This window comes from Streptomyces sp. M41(2017), assembly GCF_002078175.1.
GTDB lineage: Bacteria > Actinomycetota > Actinomycetes > Streptomycetales > Streptomycetaceae > Streptomyces.
In genome coordinates this window covers 2,250,821-2,268,624 of record NZ_MWFK01000001.1, presented here as the reverse complement: position 1 = coordinate 2,268,624, position 17,804 = coordinate 2,250,821, and the positions used below count along the sequence as shown (strand labels likewise).

General features: G+C 70.9%; 16 protein-coding genes and 1 tRNA gene. 12 read left to right on the top strand and 5 right to left on the bottom strand.

The window, feature by feature from the left end:
- Positions 1 to 141: 141 nt before the first annotated feature.
- Positions 142 to 1,314 carry an MraY family glycosyltransferase gene (locus B0675_RS09990; protein ID WP_081218459.1) on the bottom strand — a complete coding sequence of 391 codons (1,173 nt, stop codon included), beginning with the start codon at positions 1,312 to 1,314 and terminating at the stop codon, positions 142 to 144.
- Between the two features lie 274 nt (positions 1,315 to 1,588).
- Here B0675_RS09990 and B0675_RS09985 point away from each other — a divergent pair, with 274 nt between their 5' ends.
- The 4 genes from B0675_RS09985 (at position 1,589) to B0675_RS09970 (ending at position 8,423) form a co-directional block, all read left to right on the top strand.
- Complete coding sequence (locus B0675_RS09985; protein WP_081218458.1) at positions 1,589 to 3,895, top strand: (Fe-S)-binding protein; 2,307 nt, start codon at positions 1,589 to 1,591, stop codon at positions 3,893 to 3,895.
- A gap of 327 nt (positions 3,896 to 4,222) precedes the next feature.
- The gene (locus B0675_RS09980) at positions 4,223 to 5,710 is read left to right on the top strand and encodes an FG-GAP and VCBS repeat-containing protein (RefSeq protein WP_081218457.1); all 1,488 of its coding nucleotides are present in this window, start codon (positions 4,223 to 4,225) and stop codon (positions 5,708 to 5,710) included.
- 195 nt (positions 5,711 to 5,905) lie between these two features.
- A complete protein-coding gene (locus B0675_RS09975) occupies positions 5,906 to 7,342 on the top strand; it encodes an FG-GAP-like repeat-containing protein (protein ID WP_081218456.1) in 1,437 nt (478 codons plus the stop codon).
- 58 nt (positions 7,343 to 7,400) lie between these two features.
- Entirely contained in the window at positions 7,401 to 8,423 is a 1,023-nt protein-coding gene (locus tag B0675_RS09970; RefSeq protein ID WP_081218455.1) for a Yip1 family protein, read from the top strand.
- A gap of 108 nt (positions 8,424 to 8,531) precedes the next feature.
- On the opposite strand, the gene B0675_RS09965 is transcribed toward B0675_RS09970, so the two are convergent.
- Both B0675_RS09965 and dcd read right to left on the bottom strand, forming a co-directional pair.
- A complete protein-coding gene (locus tag B0675_RS09965; protein WP_081221700.1) occupies positions 8,532 to 9,047 on the bottom strand; it encodes a phosphoribosyltransferase in 516 nt (171 codons plus the stop codon).
- A 10-nt stretch (positions 9,048 to 9,057) separates the two neighbouring features.
- Positions 9,058 to 9,633, bottom strand: coding sequence for a dCTP deaminase (dcd, locus tag B0675_RS09960; protein ID WP_010985889.1), 576 nt, complete (start codon positions 9,631 to 9,633; stop codon positions 9,058 to 9,060).
- Between the two features lie 542 nt (positions 9,634 to 10,175).
- Here dcd and B0675_RS09955 point away from each other — a divergent pair.
- Positions 10,176 to 10,249: transfer RNA gene (locus B0675_RS09955), tRNA-Gly, on the top strand.
- A 172-nt stretch (positions 10,250 to 10,421) separates the two neighbouring features.
- Here B0675_RS09955 and B0675_RS09950 read toward each other — a convergent pair.
- Entirely contained in the window at positions 10,422 to 10,664 is a 243-nt protein-coding gene (locus B0675_RS09950) for a hypothetical protein (protein WP_081218454.1), read from the bottom strand.
- Between the two features lie 69 nt (positions 10,665 to 10,733).
- On the opposite strand from B0675_RS09950, the gene B0675_RS09945 reads away from it, so the two are divergent.
- The 6 genes from B0675_RS09945 to B0675_RS09920 all read left to right on the top strand — a co-directional run bounded on the left by B0675_RS09945 (position 10,734) and on the right by B0675_RS09920 (position 16,218).
- Entirely contained in the window at positions 10,734 to 11,498 is a 765-nt protein-coding gene (locus tag B0675_RS09945; RefSeq protein ID WP_081218453.1) for a polysaccharide deacetylase family protein, read from the top strand.
- A gap of 325 nt (positions 11,499 to 11,823) precedes the next feature.
- On the top strand, positions 11,824 to 12,639 hold the full coding sequence (locus tag B0675_RS09940) for a hypothetical protein (protein ID WP_081218452.1): 816 nt from the start codon (positions 11,824 to 11,826) through the stop codon (positions 12,637 to 12,639).
- A gap of 392 nt (positions 12,640 to 13,031) precedes the next feature.
- Positions 13,032 to 13,235 carry a cold-shock protein gene (locus B0675_RS09935; RefSeq protein WP_030224351.1) on the top strand — a complete coding sequence of 68 codons (204 nt, stop codon included), beginning with the start codon at positions 13,032 to 13,034 and terminating at the stop codon, positions 13,233 to 13,235.
- Between the two features lie 508 nt (positions 13,236 to 13,743).
- Positions 13,744 to 15,297, top strand: a complete 1,554-nt coding sequence (locus B0675_RS09930; protein WP_081218451.1) for a DEAD/DEAH box helicase — start codon at positions 13,744 to 13,746, stop codon at positions 15,295 to 15,297.
- Positions 15,298 to 15,575: 278 nt separating this feature from the next.
- Positions 15,576 to 15,782, top strand: a complete 207-nt coding sequence (locus tag B0675_RS40500) for a hypothetical protein (RefSeq protein ID WP_107482771.1) — start codon at positions 15,576 to 15,578, stop codon at positions 15,780 to 15,782.
- 121 nt (positions 15,783 to 15,903) lie between these two features.
- A complete protein-coding gene (locus B0675_RS09920; protein ID WP_081218450.1) occupies positions 15,904 to 16,218 on the top strand; it encodes an SCO5918 family protein in 315 nt (104 codons plus the stop codon).
- Between the two features lie 183 nt (positions 16,219 to 16,401).
- On the opposite strand, the gene B0675_RS09915 is transcribed toward B0675_RS09920, so the two are convergent.
- Positions 16,402 to 16,776 (bottom strand): hypothetical protein, encoded by a 375-nt coding sequence (locus B0675_RS09915; protein WP_081218449.1) that lies wholly within the window; start codon positions 16,774 to 16,776, stop codon positions 16,402 to 16,404.
- Positions 16,777 to 17,225: 449 nt separating this feature from the next.
- Between B0675_RS09915 and B0675_RS09910 the strand changes: the two genes are divergently transcribed.
- A complete protein-coding gene (locus B0675_RS09910; RefSeq protein WP_081218448.1) occupies positions 17,226 to 17,552 on the top strand; it encodes a MerR family transcriptional regulator in 327 nt (108 codons plus the stop codon).
- The last annotated feature ends 252 nt before the right edge of the window (positions 17,553 to 17,804 follow it).

Here is a 17,804-nt window from a genome sequence, read left to right as displayed (position 1 = left end):
TCCTCCAACAATGACTTGAGTGGAACAGGCTCAAGTGTGCACGACGCCCGCCACTCGGTCAACAGACCTGAGTCGTGGGGGCTCAACTCTTATCCGTTCCTTACGCGCAGGAAGCCCGTGACCTGCTCTTTTCACAGGGAGCTAGGGGACTTTCACCGCACCGTTCGCCACATCCGCCGAGGGACGGAGGAGACCTCCGGGTCGGTGCGCGGCCCCTGTGGCGGGTCCCCCGGGAGCGGGGATCGCATGCGGACGGGACCTGGGCCGGACGCCGGGGCGGCGCGGACGGGGTCCGGGACGCAGGGCGGCCGCGGCCCCGACGAGCAGCACGGCGCCGGCCACCCACAGGGCCGCCCAAGCACCGAGCCAGCCGAGGTCGATGGACAGCCCGACGAGCGCACCCGCGAACGCGGCGAGCCCCATCACCACCATGACGCCCTGCCGGGTCAGCCCCGCCCGGCGCAGCCGGTGCACCAGATGGTCGGGCGCGGACCGCAGCACCGGCCGCCCGGCGCGCCGCCGGGACACGAGGACCAGGACGGCGTCGGCGCTGACGACAGCCGTCAGCGCGAACGCGGCGCCGAACCCGGGCCCGGCGGGCCGCTCCGCGTGCACCAGCACGACGGCCGAGGCCAGCACGAACCCGGCGAACTGGGAACCGCACCGCCCGGCGGCGATCCGGGCCGGCGGCCAGGCGTGCATCAGGAAGCCGGTGAGCGCCGCGGCCAGCACGCTGAGCAGGGCCGCGAGCCCGTCCATGACCTCGGCGGCGGCGCAGCCGCTGAGCGCGAACGCGGTGACGACCCCGACGGTCCCGAGCACCCCGTCGGACTGGTCGAGCGAGCGGAAGGCGTGGGTCACGAGGACGATCCAGCCGGCCGCGAGCACCCCGCCGGGCACGCCGAGCGCGTCGTAGGGGACGGCGAGGACGGCGGCACCGGCGACGGCGGTCAGCCGCAGCGCGGGCGGCACGGGCAGGAGGTCGGCGGCGAGACCGGCCAGGGCGACGACGAGGGCGGCGACCAGCAGACGGCCGGTCTCCGGGCCGAGCGGGGCGGCCCCGGTCCAGTCGCCGGCGCAGCCGACGAGCGCCGTCGCACCCGCCACGGCGATGCCGCCGAGCAGCGGGACCCGCCGGTCCCGGCCGGACGGGCCGGACGGGACGGACGCGCCGGACGGGCGGGGCCGGGTCGGGGCGGAGAGGAGCCCCGGCCCGCCGGCGGCACCGAGGCGCAGGGCGAGCGACCGCAGCAGCGCGGTGAGCGCGGCGGTCAGGAGCAGAGCGGCCGTGGCGGCCGCGATTCCGTACAGCACATCGCTAATTTAGGGGTAATTGTCACAGTATTGTGCGAATAACACGATCGGGTTTACGTGTCCTTGCGCCAGAACGCCCGGGGGCACGAAAGGAACCGTCTGCCCGCCCGCGACGCACCCACTCAGGTTTGCCTCAGCGACGCAGATCACCGCACCTCTGGCTACAGTGCGGCGGAAGAAGTGGGTAGTCTCAGACGGACTGCATAAGTTACCGCTTAGTAATCACTTCGAGGTCGCACTCGAAGAACACCTCGCAGGCCCGAGGAGCCCCCGAATGCAACTCGCCGCGATCGTCGTGTCGCTGGTCCTGACCGTGGTCGGCGTCGCGCTGATCGCGCGGGCCGTCGCACAGATCTACCGGTTCATCAAGCTCGGCCAGCCCGTTCCCGCCGGCAGCCGCACCGACGACTGGAAGGCCCGCACCGTCACGCTGGCCAAGGAGTTCGTCGGCCACACCCGGATGAACCGGTGGGGCATCATCGGCGTCGCGCACTGGTTCGTGGCCGTCGGCTTCCTGACCCTGGGCCTGACCATCGTCACCGCCTACGGTCAGCTCTTCAAGGCCGACTGGACCCTCCCGGTGCTCGGCGGATGGCTCCCCTACGAGCTGTACACCGAGTTCATCGCGCTGTTCACGACCCTCGGCATCCTCGTGCTGATCGCGGTCCGGCAGCTGAACCGGCCGTCCAAGCCCGGCCGCAAGTCGCGCTTCGCGGGCTCCAAGACCGGCCAGGCCTACTTCGTCGAGGCCGTGATCCTCGTCATCGGCCTCGCCATCATGACCCTGCGCGGCCTCGAGGGCGCCCTGCACGGCGTCGACCACTACGAGGCCGCCTACTGGGCCTCGTACCCCCTGGTCGCCGCCTTCAAGGGACTGAGCCTCTCCACCCTGCAGACGCTGGTCTACCTGACCGCCATGATCAAGCTCGGCGTCACCATGGGCTGGGCGATCACCGTCGGCCTGAACACCAACATGGGTGTCGCCTGGCACCGCTTCCTCGCCTTCCCCAACATCTGGTTCAAGCGCGACGCCAAGGGCGCGACCGCCCTCGGCGAACTGCTCCCGATGACCAGCGGCGGCAAGGCCATCGACTTCACCGACCCCGGTGAGGACGACGTCTTCGGCGTCTCCCAGGTCGAGCAGTTCTCCTGGAAGGGCCTGCTCGACTTCTCCACCTGCACCGAGTGCGGCCGCTGCCAGTCGCAGTGCCCCGCCTGGAACACCGGCAAGCCGCTCTCCCCGAAGCTCCTCATCATGTCGCTGCGCGACCACGCGCACGCCAAGGCCCCCTACCTGCTGGCCGGCGGCGGCAAGACCATGGAGGGCGAGGAGAAGGCGTCCGAGGAGCAGCTCAAGGACGTTCCCGCGGCCGCCCTCGCCGAGGCCGAGCGCCCCCTCATCGGCACCGCCGAGGAGAACGGCGTCATCGACCCGGACGTCCTGTGGTCCTGCACCACCTGCGGCGCCTGCGTCGAGCAGTGCCCGGTCGACATCGAGCACATCGACCACATCGTCGACATGCGCCGCTACCAGGTGATGATCGAGAGCGCGTTCCCGTCCGAGGCGGGCACGATGCTCAAGAACCTGGAGAAGAAGGGCAACCCCTGGGGCCTCGCCAAGAAGCAGCGCCTGGAGTGGACCAAGGAGGTCGACTTCGAGATCCCCGTCGTCGGCCGCGACATCGAGGACCTCACCGAGGTCGAGTACCTCTACTGGGTCGGCTGCGCCGGCGCCCTCGAGGACCGCGCCAAGAAGACCACCAAGGCCTTCGCGGAGCTGCTGCACATGGCGGGCGTCAAGTTCGCGATCATGGGCGGCGACGAGAAGTGCACCGGTGACTCCGCCCGCCGCCTCGGCAACGAGCCCCTCTTCCAGGAGCTCGGCATGGAGAACGTCGCCGCGCTGAACATGGCGTTCGGCGAGGAGATGGACGACGAGGGCAACAGCACCCCCGAGTCGAAGAAGCCGAAGTCGGCGAAGAAGATCGTCGCCACCTGCCCGCACTGCCTCAACACCATCGGCAACGAGTACCCGCAGCTCGGCGGCGACTACGAGGTCATCCACCACACCCAGCTGCTCCAGCACCTCATCGACGAGGGCAAGCTGCTCCCGGTGACCCCGGTCGAGGGCCTCATCACCTACCACGACCCGTGCTACCTGGGCCGGCACAACAAGATCTACACGCCGCCGCGCGAGATCATGTCCGCCGTCCCGGGCCTGCGCCAGCAGGAGATGCACCGCCACAAGGAACGCGGCTTCTGCTGCGGTGCCGGTGGCGCGCGGATGTGGATGGAGGAGCGGATCGGCAAGCGCATCAACAACGAGCGCGTCGACGAGGCCCTGTCGCTGAACCCCGACATCGTCTCCACCGCCTGCCCGTTCTGCCTCGTCATGCTGACCGACTCGGTCAACGGCAAGAAGAACGACGGCAAGGCCAAGGAGTCCGTCCAGGTCGTCGACGTCGCCCAGCTCCTCCTCGACTCGGTCAAGACCCCGGTCGCCGACACCGACGGCGACGACGAGCCCCCGGCGGGCGCGGCGGAGTCGGAGAACGCACCGGAACCCGAGCCGGTCAAGTAACGCCCCCGGCCGCCCGGTTCACCCCGGCCGGCACCACCGACACCCCCGTGTTCCCCGGAACACGGGGGTGTCGTGCGTCCCCGCGCCCGGCCGGCCCACCGCCCCCTCCGGCCGCCCCGCCCCGGACACCCCACCGGCCCCGACCGTCACGAAAGAATTTCCGAACTCACGTACAACCCTCGCCCCCCATCGGCGGTCTCCTGTTCGCCGATCACCCAGTGAACCGCCGGACGCCCCATGGACAACTCCCGGCAAACACGGGCAGTCGGAACCCCATTGACAGGGGATGTCCGCCAGACATCCCCGCATGCCGCAGGAGAATCCCGCATGCACAAGCGTCACCCGCACTCCGTGCGTATCGCCCTCGCGACGGCCACCGCTGCCGCGCTGACGGGCGGACTGCTCACCTTCTCGGTCACGACCGCGACCGCCGCGGACTCCGCGCACGTCGCGCAGGCCGACTTCAACGGCGACGGCATCGGCGACGTGGTCTTCTCGGCGCACGCCGCGTACGTCGGCGGCCACAAGGCCGCCGGCCAGATCGTCGCCCTCTACGGCACCGCCACCGGCGTCTCCTCCGCCAAGCGCTCCACGATCAGCCAGGACACCTCCGGCGTCCCGGGCACCGCCGAGGCCGGCGACGGCTTCGGCGGCGAGACCGCGTACGCCGACTTCAACAAGGACGGCTACGACGACCTCGCCGTCGCCGCCCCGTGGGAGAAGGTCGGCACCGACACCAACAGCGGCACCGTCGCCATCCTGTGGGGCTCCGCCGCGGGCCTCACCGGCAAGGGCGTCACCATCACCGACCCCTCCCCCTCCTCGCACGACTACTGGGGCAAGGACCTGGCCGCCGGCGACTTCGACGGCGACGGGAAGGCCGACCTCGCCGTCGGCAGCTCGACCAGCACGGTCTACGTCTACAAGGGCGGCTTCACCACGGCCGGCACCCCCGGCGGCCGCTACACCGTCAAGCCCCCGATCCAGTCCGGCTCCAACGACTTCCCGTACGGACCGCTGAGCCTGACGGCCGGCGACGTGAACGGCGACGGCCGCACCGACCTGATCGTCGACGGCTTCGAGAACGGCACCGGCTGGAACACGAACTACTTCGTGCCCGGCACGGCGAGCGGCCTCAGCGTCGCCTCCGCGGAGGCGCTCAAGCCCGGCCAGATCACCGGCGTCGGCGACATCAACGGCGACGGCTACGGCGACATCGTCAGCGGCGCCGGCTGGGACCACCACACCGACGAGGGCGAGACCATCCCGGACTCCTCCGACGGCGGCCAGGCGAACATCACCTACGGCTCGGCCTCCGGCCCCGCCGGCACCACGGGGATCAACCAGAACACCGGCAGCGTCCCCGGCACCTCGGAGAAGGGCGACAGCTTCGGCTGGGACCTCGACCTCGGCGACGTGAACGGCGACGGCTTCCAGGACCTCGTCGTCTCCGCCCCCAACGAGGACATCGACGGTGTCACCGACACCGGCATGGTCACCGTCCTCTACGGCTCGTCGAGCGGCGTGAAGGTCTCCTCCGGCACGCAGTCCTTCGCCCAGAGCACCGCCGGCGTCCCCGGCAGCGACGAGAAGAGCGACCTGTTCGGCGCCGACGTCAAGCTCGACGACGTCAACGGCGACGGCCGGGCGGACCTGCTCGTCGGCTCGTACGAGAACGCCGGCAACGGCTCGGTCACCTACCTGCCCTCCAACGGCACGACGATCACCACGTCCGGTTCCCGGACCCTGTCCCCGAGCACCTCGGGCGTCTCGACGACGGGATCGCCGCAGTTCGGCGCCCTGTTCGCCGACTAGTCCCGCCCGGCGGCCCGTCCGCCCGTCCCCGGCCGGCCCTCGGGCCGGCCGGTCCACGCACCACCCGGGGCGCTCCTCCGCGAGCGCCCCGTTCCCGACACGCCGGGCCCGCACCGCTCACGGGCCCGGCGTGTCTCCCTGTCCGGCGGTATCCCCACCCGTCCCACTCGCCCCTTCCGCTACCGGAGTCCCGCCTTGCGCAAGCGCACCCTCCTGCTGGCCGCGACCCTCACCACCGGCCTGCTCACCGCCCTGCCCGCCACCCCGGCCACCGCCGCGCCCTCGGGGCTCTCGGGTGACTTCAACGGCGACGGCCACCGCGACCTGGCCATCGCCGCTCCGCTCGCCAAGGTGTCCGGCAAGTCCGGAGCCGGCTACGTCGCCGTCGTCTACGGCACCGCGAGCGGCCTCGACACCTCCAAGCGGCAGATCATCAGCCAGGCCACCACCGGTGTCCCGGGCACCCCGGAGTCGTACGACTACTTCGGCGACCGCGTGACCACGGGTGACATGGACGGCGACGGCTACACGGACATCGTCGTGGGCGTGCACGGCGAGCGGATCGGCTCCACCGACTCCTCCGGCACCCTCACGGTGCTGTGGGGCGGCGCGAGCGGGGTGAAGTCCGGCACCGACATCGCCTCACCGCTGCCGCAGTACCTCAACGAGCTGGGCTGGCAGGTCGCGGCCGGCGACTTCGACGGCGACGGCCACACCGACCTGGCCGCCGCGAACAACGCCACACCCGCGCTGAACATCTTCCGGGGGCCCATCTCCCGTACCGGCAAGGCCGCCGCACGCATCGGCGTCGACACGATCGCCCAGAGCACCGTCTACCCGGACCAGCTCGTCGCGGGCGAGGTCAACGGCGACGGCAGGACCGATCTCCTGGTCATGGGCCAGGAGGAGACCAGCGGGGGCGCCTACCGCACCCGCAGCGTCCTCTACACCGGCTCCACCACCGGCCCGAAGCTCGGCAAGAAGCTCGCGGGCGGTTACGCGGGCACGATCGCCGACGTCGACAAGGACGGCTACGGCGACATCGTCACCGGCAACTTCATGGAGAAGTCGTCGACCGAGCCGGACGGCGGACTCGGCGGCGCGATCACCGTGACGTACGGTGCCGCGGGCGGCCTCAGCACCCGTACGCCGAAGCGGATCACCCAGGACTCGGCGGGCGTGCCGGGCGCCGGCGAGAAGAACGACGGCTTCGGCTGGAGCCTGTCCTCGGGCGACACCAACGGCGACGGATACGCCGACGTCGCGATCGGCTCGGACAGCGAGTACATCGGGTCGGTGAAGCACGCCGGCCAGGTCACTGTCCTGCGCGGCTCCGCCTCCGGCCTGACCGGCACCGGTTCCACGTCCTTCTCGCAGAACAGCGCGGGGGTCCCGGGCACCGCCGAGGCCCAGGACTACTTCGGCGACGCGGTCCGGCTCACCGACGCGAACGGCGACGGCCGCGCCGAGCTGGTCGTCGGCGCGCTCGGCGAGAACAGTGCCGACGGTGCGGTCTGGTACTTCAAGGCCGGCGCCTCCGGTATCACCGCCACCGGCTCGAAGTCCTTCAACGGCACCACCCTGGGCGGCCCCTCGGGCGACGCCTACTTCGGCAACGTCCTGGCGGGCTGATCTGCTCCGCGGCCCCCTCCGGGACCCGTAGGGGGCTGCCTCGTCTGCCCCGTAGGGGATGTCACAGCTCGGACCCAATGCCGGGCCCGATCCCCCGGGCCCGGCACGTCACTCTCCGGGACCAGGTACGTTCGATAACGTGGCTGGATTCAGGATCGGACGCGGCGGCCGGGACAACCGTGCTTCGCAGGCGCGACCGCAACAACAACCGTCGTACGGACAGCAGGCCCCCCAGGGAGGCGGGCAGCAGCCGTACGGTCATCCGAACGCGCCTTCGCAGCCGCAGTACGGGGGACAGCCGCCGTACGGCGGCCGGCAGGACGGCGGTCAGCAGTACCGCGGCAACGCGCAGGGCGGCTGGCCCCAGGGCGGCGGCGGACACGGCGAGCCGGAGTACTTCGGCGACGGACACCCGCAGCAGGGCCCGGACCCGTACGCGGCGAACAGCCCCGGACACACGCAGGCCTTCTCCATCGGCGAGGACCCGTACAGCCAGGGCGACACGTACCGCGCCGGCCAGGCGACCGCTCCGCCCGTCGGACCGCGGCTGCACTGGAAGGACCTGCTCAGGGGCATCGTGACCGCCCCCAACAGGACCTTCCTGCAGATGCGCGACTACGCGATGTGGGGCCCGGCCCTGGTCGTGACGTTCGTCTACGGCCTGCTGGCGGTGTTCGGCTTCGACGGCGCCCGCGAGGACGCGATCAACGCGACGCTCTCCAACGCGATCCCGATCGTCCTGACGACCGCCGTCGCCATCGTGCTCAGCACGTTCATCCTCGGCGTGGTCACCCACACCCTGGCCCGCCAGCTCGGCGGCGACGGCGCCTGGCAGCCCACGGTCGGCCTCTCCATGCTGATCATGTCCATCACGGACACCCCGCGTCTGCTCGTCGCCATGTTCCTCGGCGGCGACGCGTCGTTCGTGCAGCTCCTCGGCTGGGCCACATGGGTCGCCGCGGGCGCGCTGCTGACCCTGATGGTCGGCAAGTCCCACGACCTCCCCTGGCCGAAGGCGCTCGCCGCGTCATCCATCCAGCTCATCGCGATCCTGTCGATCATCAAGCTGGGCACGTTCTGACGCCGACGGCACCGAGAACACGCGAGAGGGGCTCCCGGCACACCACCGGGAGCCCCTCTCGCGTCACGTCACGTCCACGAACCGCCGTCGCGCCGTGCGGGCGACCGCCTACGAGTCGAGCACCTGCCCGGCCCGGCGGATCACCGGCGGTTCGACACTCCACGGGAAGTTGATCCACTCGTCCGTGCGCTTCCAGACGTACTCGCACTTCACGAGGGACTGGGTCTTCTCGTAGATCACGGCGCTGCGGACCTCGGCGACCTCGCCGACGCAGAAGTCGTGCACGAGCTTGAGCGTCTTGCCCGTGTCGGCGACGTCGTCCGTGATCAGGACCTTCTTGTCGGAGAAGTCGATCGCGTTGGGGACGGGGGCGAGCATCACCGGCATCTCCAGCGTCGTCCCCACCCCCGTGTAGAACTCGACGTTCACCAGGTGGATGTTCTTGCAGTCGAGGGCGTAGGCGAGCCCGCCCGCGACGAAGACGCCGCCCCGGGCGATCGACAGGACGATGTCGGGCTCGTAGCCGTCGTCGGCGATGGTCTGGGCGAGTTCGCGTACGGCGACACCGAACTTCTCGTAGGTGAGGTTCTCGCGCTCGGAGGACTCGGAGGACTCGGAGGACATGGTCACCGCCTCAGACCTGGGTCCGGTGGAAGTTCAGGAAGGACCGGGAGGCCGTCGGCCCGCGCTGGCCCTGGTAGCGCGACCCGTAGCGGTCGCTGCCGTAGGGGAACTCGGCCGGCGAGCTGAGCCGGAACATGCACAGCTGGCCGATCTTCATGCCCGGCCAGAGCTTGATCGGCAGCGTCGCGAGGTTCGACAGCTCCAGCGTCACGTGCCCGGAGAACCCGGGGTCGATGAACCCGGCGGTGGAGTGGGTGACCAGACCGAGACGGCCCAGCGAGCTCTTGCCCTCGAGGCGCGAGGCGAGGTCGTCCGGCAGCGAGATGACCTCGTACGTGCTGGCGAGGACGAACTCACCGGGGTGCAGGATGAACGGCTCGTCCCCCTCCGGCTCGACGAGCCGCGTGAGGTCCGCCTGCTCGACCGAGGGGTCGATGTGGGGGTAGCGGTGGTTCTCGAACACCCGGAAATAGCGGTCGAGCCGCACGTCGATGCTCGACGGCTGCACCATGGATTCGTCGTAGGGATCGATCCGGACCCGCCCGGCGTCGATCTCGGCCCGGATGTCCTTGTCTGAGAGAAGCACGCCCTGAGGATACGCAAGGGGCGCGGGGCCACCACAATCGCGACGGCACCGCGCTCCCGTGCACCGGTGATGTGACGCCCCGGTGCCGGGGCGTCACATGACCGGCTCACCGCGTCAATGCTTCTCCAAGGTCACCGGCACCACACTGCGGAGCCGGGCGCAGCGAGGGCACCGGACCAGCCGTCCGGGGCCGAGCCGCTCGGCCTGCTGCATCGGGAACGACGCGGTGCTGAACACGTGCCCCTCGGCACAACGGACGACGGTGTGCTCCATCAAGTCCCAGAGTCCCTTCCCCAAGAGCCGTTGTCAGGCTGATGCCCTGACAACGAAAGCCACATTACGGGATCAAAGGGACGGAGCTCCAGGCGGCACTCCGGTGCCGTCCGGACCCACGCGAAGACCCTCACCGTACGCCTCAACTCCGGCTCGCCGCAGCCTCATCCACCCCGTGGGACACAGGCGGGCCCCGCGGCTTCGACGCCGGGAGCCGGGCATGAGGTAGAGTGAGCGGGCATTCGACACCGGTCCAACCGGCGTCTTACGCGGGTGTAGTTTAGTGGTAGAACATCAGCTTCCCAAGCTGAGAGTGCGAGTTCGATTCTCGTCACCCGCTCCACAGATACCGATGAAGCCCCCAGGTCCACGACCCGGGGGTTTTTGCTGTCCGGACCAACGGGCAGGCCGCGCACCGCGTCCGCACGGCGAACCGGCCGACTGCGGATGGGGATCCGTCTCGGGGCACCAGGCAGAAGGCTCCGGACCGATCGCGGTCCGAGGCCCGGGGCGATTCAGGAGACCCCGGTGGCCGACGGGCCGAAGGAGAGCGCCCCGGCCGTCGTCGGTCCGGCGGAGGCGCCGCGCAGCGACCAGACCGCGCCGTCGCCCGTGTTCTCGCCCGGGCCTCCCGCGGTCAGCTCGCCGCGATGATCACCGGAGTGGTCGGCGAGCGGGACCCGTGCGCCGAAGTGGTTGTCCCTGAACTCCCCCGGGATTGTCCGTGATCGGTAACGGGCGCATCCCCTCGTGCACATCTCTCGTCCTGCCAAGTGGTCGCGTCGCGACCGGGCATCGACGGGTCACTGGGTGAGAGCGGGGCGGACATGGCGCGGCACGGCGGAACGCGGGGCTGGTACGGCAAGGTGGTCGGGGCGGCACTCGGGGTGACGCTGTTCGCGGTCGGGGCCTCGGTGTGGACCGCGCAGGCCGACGCCGTGGGCGGCTCCGCGAAGGCGGCCGCGCCGGTCAAGCCCGCCGTCCGGACCGTCGCCATGAGCATCGCGCACGCCTCGGACAAGGGCGCCCACGGCGTGAACATCACCATCGACGACGGCCCTGACCCCGTATGGACACCCCAAGTGCTCGACGTGTTGCGGGAGTACGGGGTGAAGGCCACGTTCTGCATGGTGGGGACGCAGGCGCAGGCCCACCCCGACCTGGTGAAGAAGGTGGTCGCCGCCGGGCACCGGCTCTGCGACCACACGGTGTCGCACGACACCACCATGGACAAGAAGTCCCCGGCCTACCGTTCCCAGCAGATCCTCGACGCCGAGCGCATGATCACCAAGGCGTCCGGAGGTGTCCGCCCGATGTACTACCGGGCCCCCGGCGGCGCCTTCACTCCCGACAGCCGCAAGCTCGCCGCGTCCCGGGGCATGCGCCCGCTGGGCTGGAACGTGGACACCAAGGACTTCGAGCGGCCGGGCACCGACGCCATCGTGACCACCGTCCAGCAGGAACTCCCCAACGGGCCGACGCTCCTCTTCCACGACGCCGGGGGCGACCGCTCCCAGACCGTCGGGGCGTTGCGCCGGGTCCTGCCCTGGCTCAAGCAGCAGGGCTACTCCTTCGGCTTCCCCGTGCGGTGAACCACGGCCACCACCGCGCAGCCACCTGCCCCACCCGCGTCACCTGAGCCACCGGCCCCCGGCCGGTGGCTTCTCGCGTGGCCCCGGGACGCGGGCCCCGCGAGAAGCCACGCCGCACGCCGTCCCGCGCTCCGCGGCAAGGCGGCGCGTCACCGAACCGCCCTTCACCGCCGAAGTGTTGCCGTGTCACGACGCTGCCACGGGGGTGTCCGGAAGGGACGACGGGCGTGACCTGCGGACTCTCCGGCCCCTCATAGTCGACACAGAGCGAGAGTCCGGCGGGGAACGCCGGCTCCCCGTCGTCCCGCCGGAAGGAACTCCCGTGATGAACCGCCACCTGCGCAGGGCCGTCTTCGCCACCGCCGCGATCACCGCCGGGCTGCTGATGACGGCGTGCCAGAACGGCACCGGCGCCGACGCGTCCGGCAAGAGCGGATCGGGTTCGTCGGCCGTCGCGGACAAGGCCTCGGACGCCAGGAAAGCCGCGACGTCCAAGGGCGTCAGCGGCTCGTTCGAGAACGGCAAGGTCACCTACCTCGCCCCGGGCAAGTACATCGTGTCGGTGCCGGGCCGGCAGGACCAGGAGTTCTTCGTCGCCGACGACACCGAGGTCTACGGCGCCGGCACCATCTGCGGCGAGGCGGGGGCCAAGGTGGACGCGCCCTGCACGCTGGACCAGTTGGAGACGGCGACGAAGAAGGGGGCCGTCGGCGCCGACGTCCGGATGAAGGACGGCGTCGCGACCCTGGTGACCGAGCGGCGCGCCGCCCGGCAGGGCTCGGGCTCCGGCACCGGCTCGGATTCCGGCTCCGGATCCGACGCGGGCTCCGACTCCCGTGACACCGCCGTCGAGGGCATCGACCAGGGCAAGGGCGTCAACGGCACCTGGTTCGGAAACGTCACCTTCCTGGCTCCGGGGAAGTACACGGTCTCCGACACGAAGGGCACCGAGCAGGAGTTCCTCGTCGCCGAGGACACCGAGATCCTGGGCTACGACGACATCTGCGGCGACGCTGCCCAGGCCGGCGGGGCCGGCGCCAAGTGCACCGAGGACGAGCTGGAGACGGCCGCCAAGAAGGGCTTCAGCGCCGAGGTCGTGATCAGCAACGGCATCGCGACCAGCATCCACGACGACCACTGACGCGGACGTCCGCGCCCCCCCACGGCCGGCGGCGACGCCCGCCCCCGCCCGCCCCCTGCCGTCGCCGGGGGCGGGCCGAGGAAAAAACGAAGAAACGCTGCGACCCGGGCGAGTCAATATCTGTGACCGCCACGTGAGAAATGGGCGTCGGACGCACTCAGGATTTCTTGATCCGTTTGGGGTGCGGCGTTATGCAGCGCCCATGAGCGATCTCATCGTGCTACTGTCGACAACAGTTGCAGTTGTGGTTCCCAAAAACTTGTGAGCTTCCACCCTTGTTTCTGCGGTGGAGTTCTTTTGTGTCTCCGGTCTTTTTCCGGCGGGGTAATCATCACGGCGACGCGGAATCCGCGCACTGCGGACTCCGAGCACCGTCCCGAAGGAGAATTGACATGGCTACTGGCACCGTGAAGTGGTTCAACGCGGAAAAGGGCTTCGGCTTCATCGAGCAGGACGGCGGCGGCGCCGACGTCTTCGCCCACTACTCGAACATCGCCGCGCAGGGCTTCCGCGAGCTGCAGGAGGGCCAGAAGGTCTCCTTCGACATCGCGCAGGGCCAGAAGGGCCCGACGGCGGAGAACATCGTTCCCGCCTGACACCCGCACGCACAGCGCAGCTGGGGCCCGCACCTTGGGGTGCGGGCCCCAGCTCGCCGCTTTCCCGGGTACGGATACGGGCACCGGCCGACGCGACAGGCGTCGCCCGCCCCGCCCCCGAGCACCCCTCACCCGGACCGCCGTACGAGAGTGGCCGACCCGAACGTGGGTATGAATCCCCTCGGGACCGCCCGCGAAAATCCTGGTTCCGCCGGTGGCACCGCCCCGGCTCCCCCTCTTCGCTTCTCGGCTCCGCCGCCGGTTTCCTGCACGGCTGCATCGACCTCCGGTTCCGACGCACGGCACCGTCGCCGTTTCGGACCCATCGCTTTCGGGACAGTGCCGGATTTCCGGCCCCGCGTCCCGCTCGAATTCTTCACCGCTCCGGACCGATATCGGTCCGATCCCTTTCGGTGTCGTATTTCATTCGGCTCGTTCTCGCGATTCTCAGCGCTGCACATTCGCTGCGGGAATTCCTTGATACGCGCCCGTTCAAGGAAGGTTCCGCATGAACCGCACGCGCACGAACGATCGTTTCGCCCGTTCCCGATCCGAGGGCGCCGGCCCCAAGAGGAGCGGTGGCAGCCGCTTCGGGTCCGCGTCCTCCGGCCGTTCCGGCGGCCCCAGCCGGTCGAAGGGCTACGGACGCCGGCAGACCTCCCTGCAGGGCGAATTCGCGCTGCCGGTGACGGTGACCCCCGCCCTGCCGGCCGTGGAGGCGTTCGCCGACCTCGCCCTGCCCGCGCCGCTGCTGGAAGCACTCGGGCACGAGGGCGTCAGCGTCCCGTTCCCGATCCAGGGCGCGACCCTGCCGAACTCCCTCGCGGGACGTGACGTGCTCGGCCGGGGCCGCACCGGCTCCGGCAAGACGCTGGCCTTCGGCCTCGCGCTGCTGACCCGGACCGCCGGCCGGCGCGCCGAGCCGCGTCAGCCGCTCGCCCTGGTTCTCGTGCCGACGCGCGAGCTGGCGCAGCAGGTCACCGACGCACTCACCCCGTACGCCCGCTCCCTGCGGCTGCGTCTCGCCACGGTGGTCGGCGGCATGTCGATCGGCCGCCAGGCCGGCGCGCTGCGCGGCGGCGCCGAGGTCGTCGTCGCCACCCCGGGACGTCTCAAGGACCTCATCGAGCGCGGCGACTGCCGCCTCGGCGACGTCTCCATCACCGTCCTCGACGAGGCCGACCAGATGGCCGACATGGGCTTCATGCCGCAGGTGACGGAGCTGCTCGACCAGGTGCGTCCGGACGGGCAGCGGATGCTCTTCTCCGCCACCCTCGACCGCAACGTGGACCTGCTGGTCCGCCGTTACCTGAACGACCCGGTGGTCCACTCCGTCGACCCGTCCGCGGGTGCCGTCACCACGATGGAGCACCACGTCCTGCACGTGCAGGGCGCGGACAAGAACCGTACGACCACCGAGATCGCGGCGCGGGACGGCCGGGTGCTCATGTTCCTGGACACCAAGCACGCGGTGGACCGGCTGACCGAGCACCTGCTGAACAGCGGTGTGCGGGCCGCGGCCCTGCACGGCGGCAAGTCGCAGCCGCAGCGCACGCGGACCCTGGCCCAGTTCAAGACCGGGCACGTGACGGTCCTGGTGGCGACCAACGTCGCGGCGCGCGGCATCCACGTCGACCAGCTCGACCTGGTGGTGAACGTCGACCCGCCGAGCGACCCCAAGGACTACCTGCACCGTGGCGGCCGTACGGCCCGCGCCGGTGAGTCGGGCAGCGTCGTGACCCTGGTGACACCGAACCAGCGTCGCGACATGACCCGCCTGATGGCGGCTGCCGGGATCACCCCGCAGACCAGTCAAGTCCGTTCCGGTGAAGCCGAGTTGACCCGCATCACGGGTGCCCAGGCGCCTTCGGGTGTGCCGGTCGTCATCCGCGCGCCCGTGTCGGACCGGCCCCGGCGTGGGGTCTCCGGCTCCTCCCGCGGCCGGCGTGGCCGCTCCGGTCAGGGCGGTGGCCGCTCCACCGGTACGGGCGCGCACCGCCCGTCCGAGGCGGGCGGGCGGCGTCCCGCCGAGGCCGCCGCGCGCCCCACGGCCGAGCGCTAGTCCGGACCGGACCCATCGCGCGCCGCACGTCAGCCGTCCGGTCCGGCCGCTCGCCCTGCGGGGTCGGCGGCGCGGGCCGGACTCCGGTGCGGCGTTCGGCGGGCTCCGGCTCAGCCCCGTACGTCCTCTCCGCAACAACGCCGCAGGAGGCACCTTTGACGATCATTCAGCTTCCGCCGAGGCAGCAGGGTCAGCCGGCGCGGACGCGTTCCGCCGGGGCCGTCGCCGCGGGTCTCGCCGACCGGGAGGACCTCTCCGGGCCGCGCGTGGGGGCCGACATGACCGTCGAGGTGGCGCTGTCCGTCATGGCGGGCGCCGGCGTCGCGTACCTGCTCGTCTGCGACGAGGACGACCAGTGCACGGACTCGGTCACCGCGGCGCAGCTCGCCGTCGTCCGCGCCGGCTCCGCCTACACCGACCGCGTCCGTGTCCGGGACGTCCTCGCCCGCCGCCGTTCACCGGGCGTCCTCGCCCTGTCCGGCTGAGCGTCCGGGTCTGCCGCCCCCGCGGCGCCCGTACGCTGGGCGACACGCCCGGCCGCACCCTCCGCTGCTTCTCCTCCGCTCCTCCCCGTTCCCCGCTTCCTCTCGTCACCTGTGAGGCACCATGCGCTGTGTCATCGCCCGCTTCCCGTTCGATCTCACCAAGAGCGGTGTGCTGGACTCGATGAAGGGCGTCAAGCCCGAACCCATCACGGGGGAATCCGTGATCATCGGCCGCTGCCACTACCCGGTCAAGCAGGTGGGTGAGGTCATCACCCGCCAGGACCGCCGCGACTTCACCAGCGGGGAGGTCACCCGCGCCATGGCCCGCCTCGGCTTCACCTGCCGCACGCCCGAGGTCGCCCCCGTGCCGCGCGCGCTCAGCCCGCTGCAGAACGCGTCCGCGCTGCTCGGGAGCCCCGCCCCGCTCGAACCCTGAGGACACCCCACGCCACCGGGACGACGGACCCACCGGGTCCGGACTTCCGGAGCAGGACACGGCCATGAGGGCCCCGCCGACACGTCGGCGGGGCCCTCATGACGTTCCGGCCGGCGACCGGGCGCGCGGCGTCCGCACGCCCGCCCGGTGGCCAACGCTGTCGCTGTCGTTGTCGGTACGGGCTCAGTGGTCGGAGTAGCTGAAGTCACCCACCGTCCAGGCCCCCACGTCCTCGATCGCGACGCGGTACATGCCGCCGGTCTCGGGGATGCCCACGCTGCCCTGGAGGATGCGGGCGAGGTGGAAGTGCAGATGGGTGGGTGCCGGGGCGTTCCCGGAACGGGCCGCCGCCCGGCCGGAGCCGAAGATGTCGGAGAACGGGCCGAGGCGGTCCGAGTCCCTGAGGACCTCCGAAACCCGCTCCCGCCACACCGCTTCGGGGGCCAGCCGGCCGGTGATGACGGCGCCGCCGACGACCACCGTCAGCGACATCTGCGTACTGTGCCCGGACTCCACCATGGCGGAGATGTCAACGAGGAGCTCGTCAGGGTTCGACATGGGAGCCGATTCTATTCAGCAGCCCCGCCCGGCGCTCCGGCCCCCGCGCACCCCAGTATTCCTGCGACACGAGCGAACCAAAATCTATCGCCGTCATGGTAGACATCGCGCGTTCGCTTGATTAGGGTTTCTCTTGTAGACATCGCGGGCCGCCGCAGTTCCGGGCAGGTCCGACTCGAGATCCCTCCAGAGGAAGGACTGAGGAAGCAGACGCCATCAGGATCGCCCCGTCCGAGAGGGATTCGGGCGCGGGTACCGCAAGACCAGGATTGGAAGGTGGTCCCCGGTCACGCAATCGCGATCCCCGCTCACCCGCCCGACACCCGGGCCAGGGAGCGGAAACAGACGGTCGGCTCCGCAGTGGAGCCGGCAGATGGTGTTCAATTTCCTTCGGGGCCCTGGTGCCGTACGGCATCGGGGCCCCTCGACGCGTGCCACAACGAGGTGAAATGACAGCGGACACTCCACTCACGGGTCGTCTCGACGACGACGACTATCCCGCGTACACGATGGGCAGGGCGGCCGAGATGCTCGGCACCACGCCGGGCTTCCTGCGGGCGATCGGCGAGGCCCGCCTGATCACCCCGCTCCGCTCGGAGGGCGGCCACCGGCGCTACTCCCGCTACCAGCTGCGGATCGCCGCCCGTGCGCGCGAACTCGTCGACAAGGGGACCCCGATCGAGGCCGCGTGCCGCATCGTCATCCTTGAGGACCAGCTGGAGGAGGCCCAGCGCATCAACGCGGAGTACCGGCGCGCTGCCGCCGCCTCGGACTGATCCGGCGCCCGCACCGGCCGAACCGTCCGAGGGCGGAGACCGCGTTGACACGGGCAGGCACCCGGCGTTGACTGACAGCCCGGTGCACAGCCGGCCCACGCCTCTCCGACGACCGTGGCAGCCGTGGTCACCGACGTGACCGGCACAGCGGTCCGCGAAGTGATCACCGAGGTGATCGTCGTCGCGACGGCAGCCCACGCGGGCGGGTCCTCGACCGTACCGACCGATCGCGCTCACGCGCCCGGCCGGTAC

What these genes read in the sequence shown, in the direction of transcription:
- B0675_RS09985 (WP_081218458.1), top strand. Translation starts at nt 1,589, where the DNA reads ATGCAACTCGCCGCGATCGTCGTGTCGCTGGTCCTGACCGTGGTCGGC.
- B0675_RS09980 (WP_081218457.1), top strand. Translation starts at nt 4,223, where the DNA reads ATGCACAAGCGTCACCCGCACTCCGTGCGTATCGCCCTCGCGACGGCC.
- B0675_RS09970 (WP_081218455.1), top strand. Translation starts at nt 7,401, where the DNA reads ATGTCACAGCTCGGACCCAATGCCGGGCCCGATCCCCCGGGCCCGGCA.
- B0675_RS09965 (WP_081221700.1), bottom strand. Translation starts at nt 9,047, where the DNA reads ATGTCCTCCGAGTCCTCCGAGTCCTCCGAGCGCGAGAACCTCACCTAC.
- B0675_RS09950 (WP_081218454.1), bottom strand. Translation starts at nt 10,664, where the DNA reads ATGTGCACGAGGGGATGCGCCCGTTACCGATCACGGACAATCCCGGGG.
- B0675_RS09945 (WP_081218453.1), top strand. Translation starts at nt 10,734, where the DNA reads ATGGCGCGGCACGGCGGAACGCGGGGCTGGTACGGCAAGGTGGTCGGG.
- B0675_RS09940 (WP_081218452.1), top strand. Translation starts at nt 11,824, where the DNA reads ATGAACCGCCACCTGCGCAGGGCCGTCTTCGCCACCGCCGCGATCACC.
- B0675_RS09935 (WP_030224351.1), top strand. Translation starts at nt 13,032, where the DNA reads ATGGCTACTGGCACCGTGAAGTGGTTCAACGCGGAAAAGGGCTTCGGC.
- B0675_RS09930 (WP_081218451.1), top strand. Translation starts at nt 13,744, where the DNA reads ATGAACCGCACGCGCACGAACGATCGTTTCGCCCGTTCCCGATCCGAG.
- B0675_RS40500 (WP_107482771.1), top strand. Translation starts at nt 15,576, where the DNA reads ATGACCGTCGAGGTGGCGCTGTCCGTCATGGCGGGCGCCGGCGTCGCG.
- B0675_RS09920 (WP_081218450.1), top strand. Translation starts at nt 15,904, where the DNA reads ATGCGCTGTGTCATCGCCCGCTTCCCGTTCGATCTCACCAAGAGCGGT.
- B0675_RS09915 (WP_081218449.1), bottom strand. Translation starts at nt 16,776, where the DNA reads ATGTCGAACCCTGACGAGCTCCTCGTTGACATCTCCGCCATGGTGGAG.
- B0675_RS09910 (WP_081218448.1), top strand. Translation starts at nt 17,226, where the DNA reads ATGACAGCGGACACTCCACTCACGGGTCGTCTCGACGACGACGACTAT.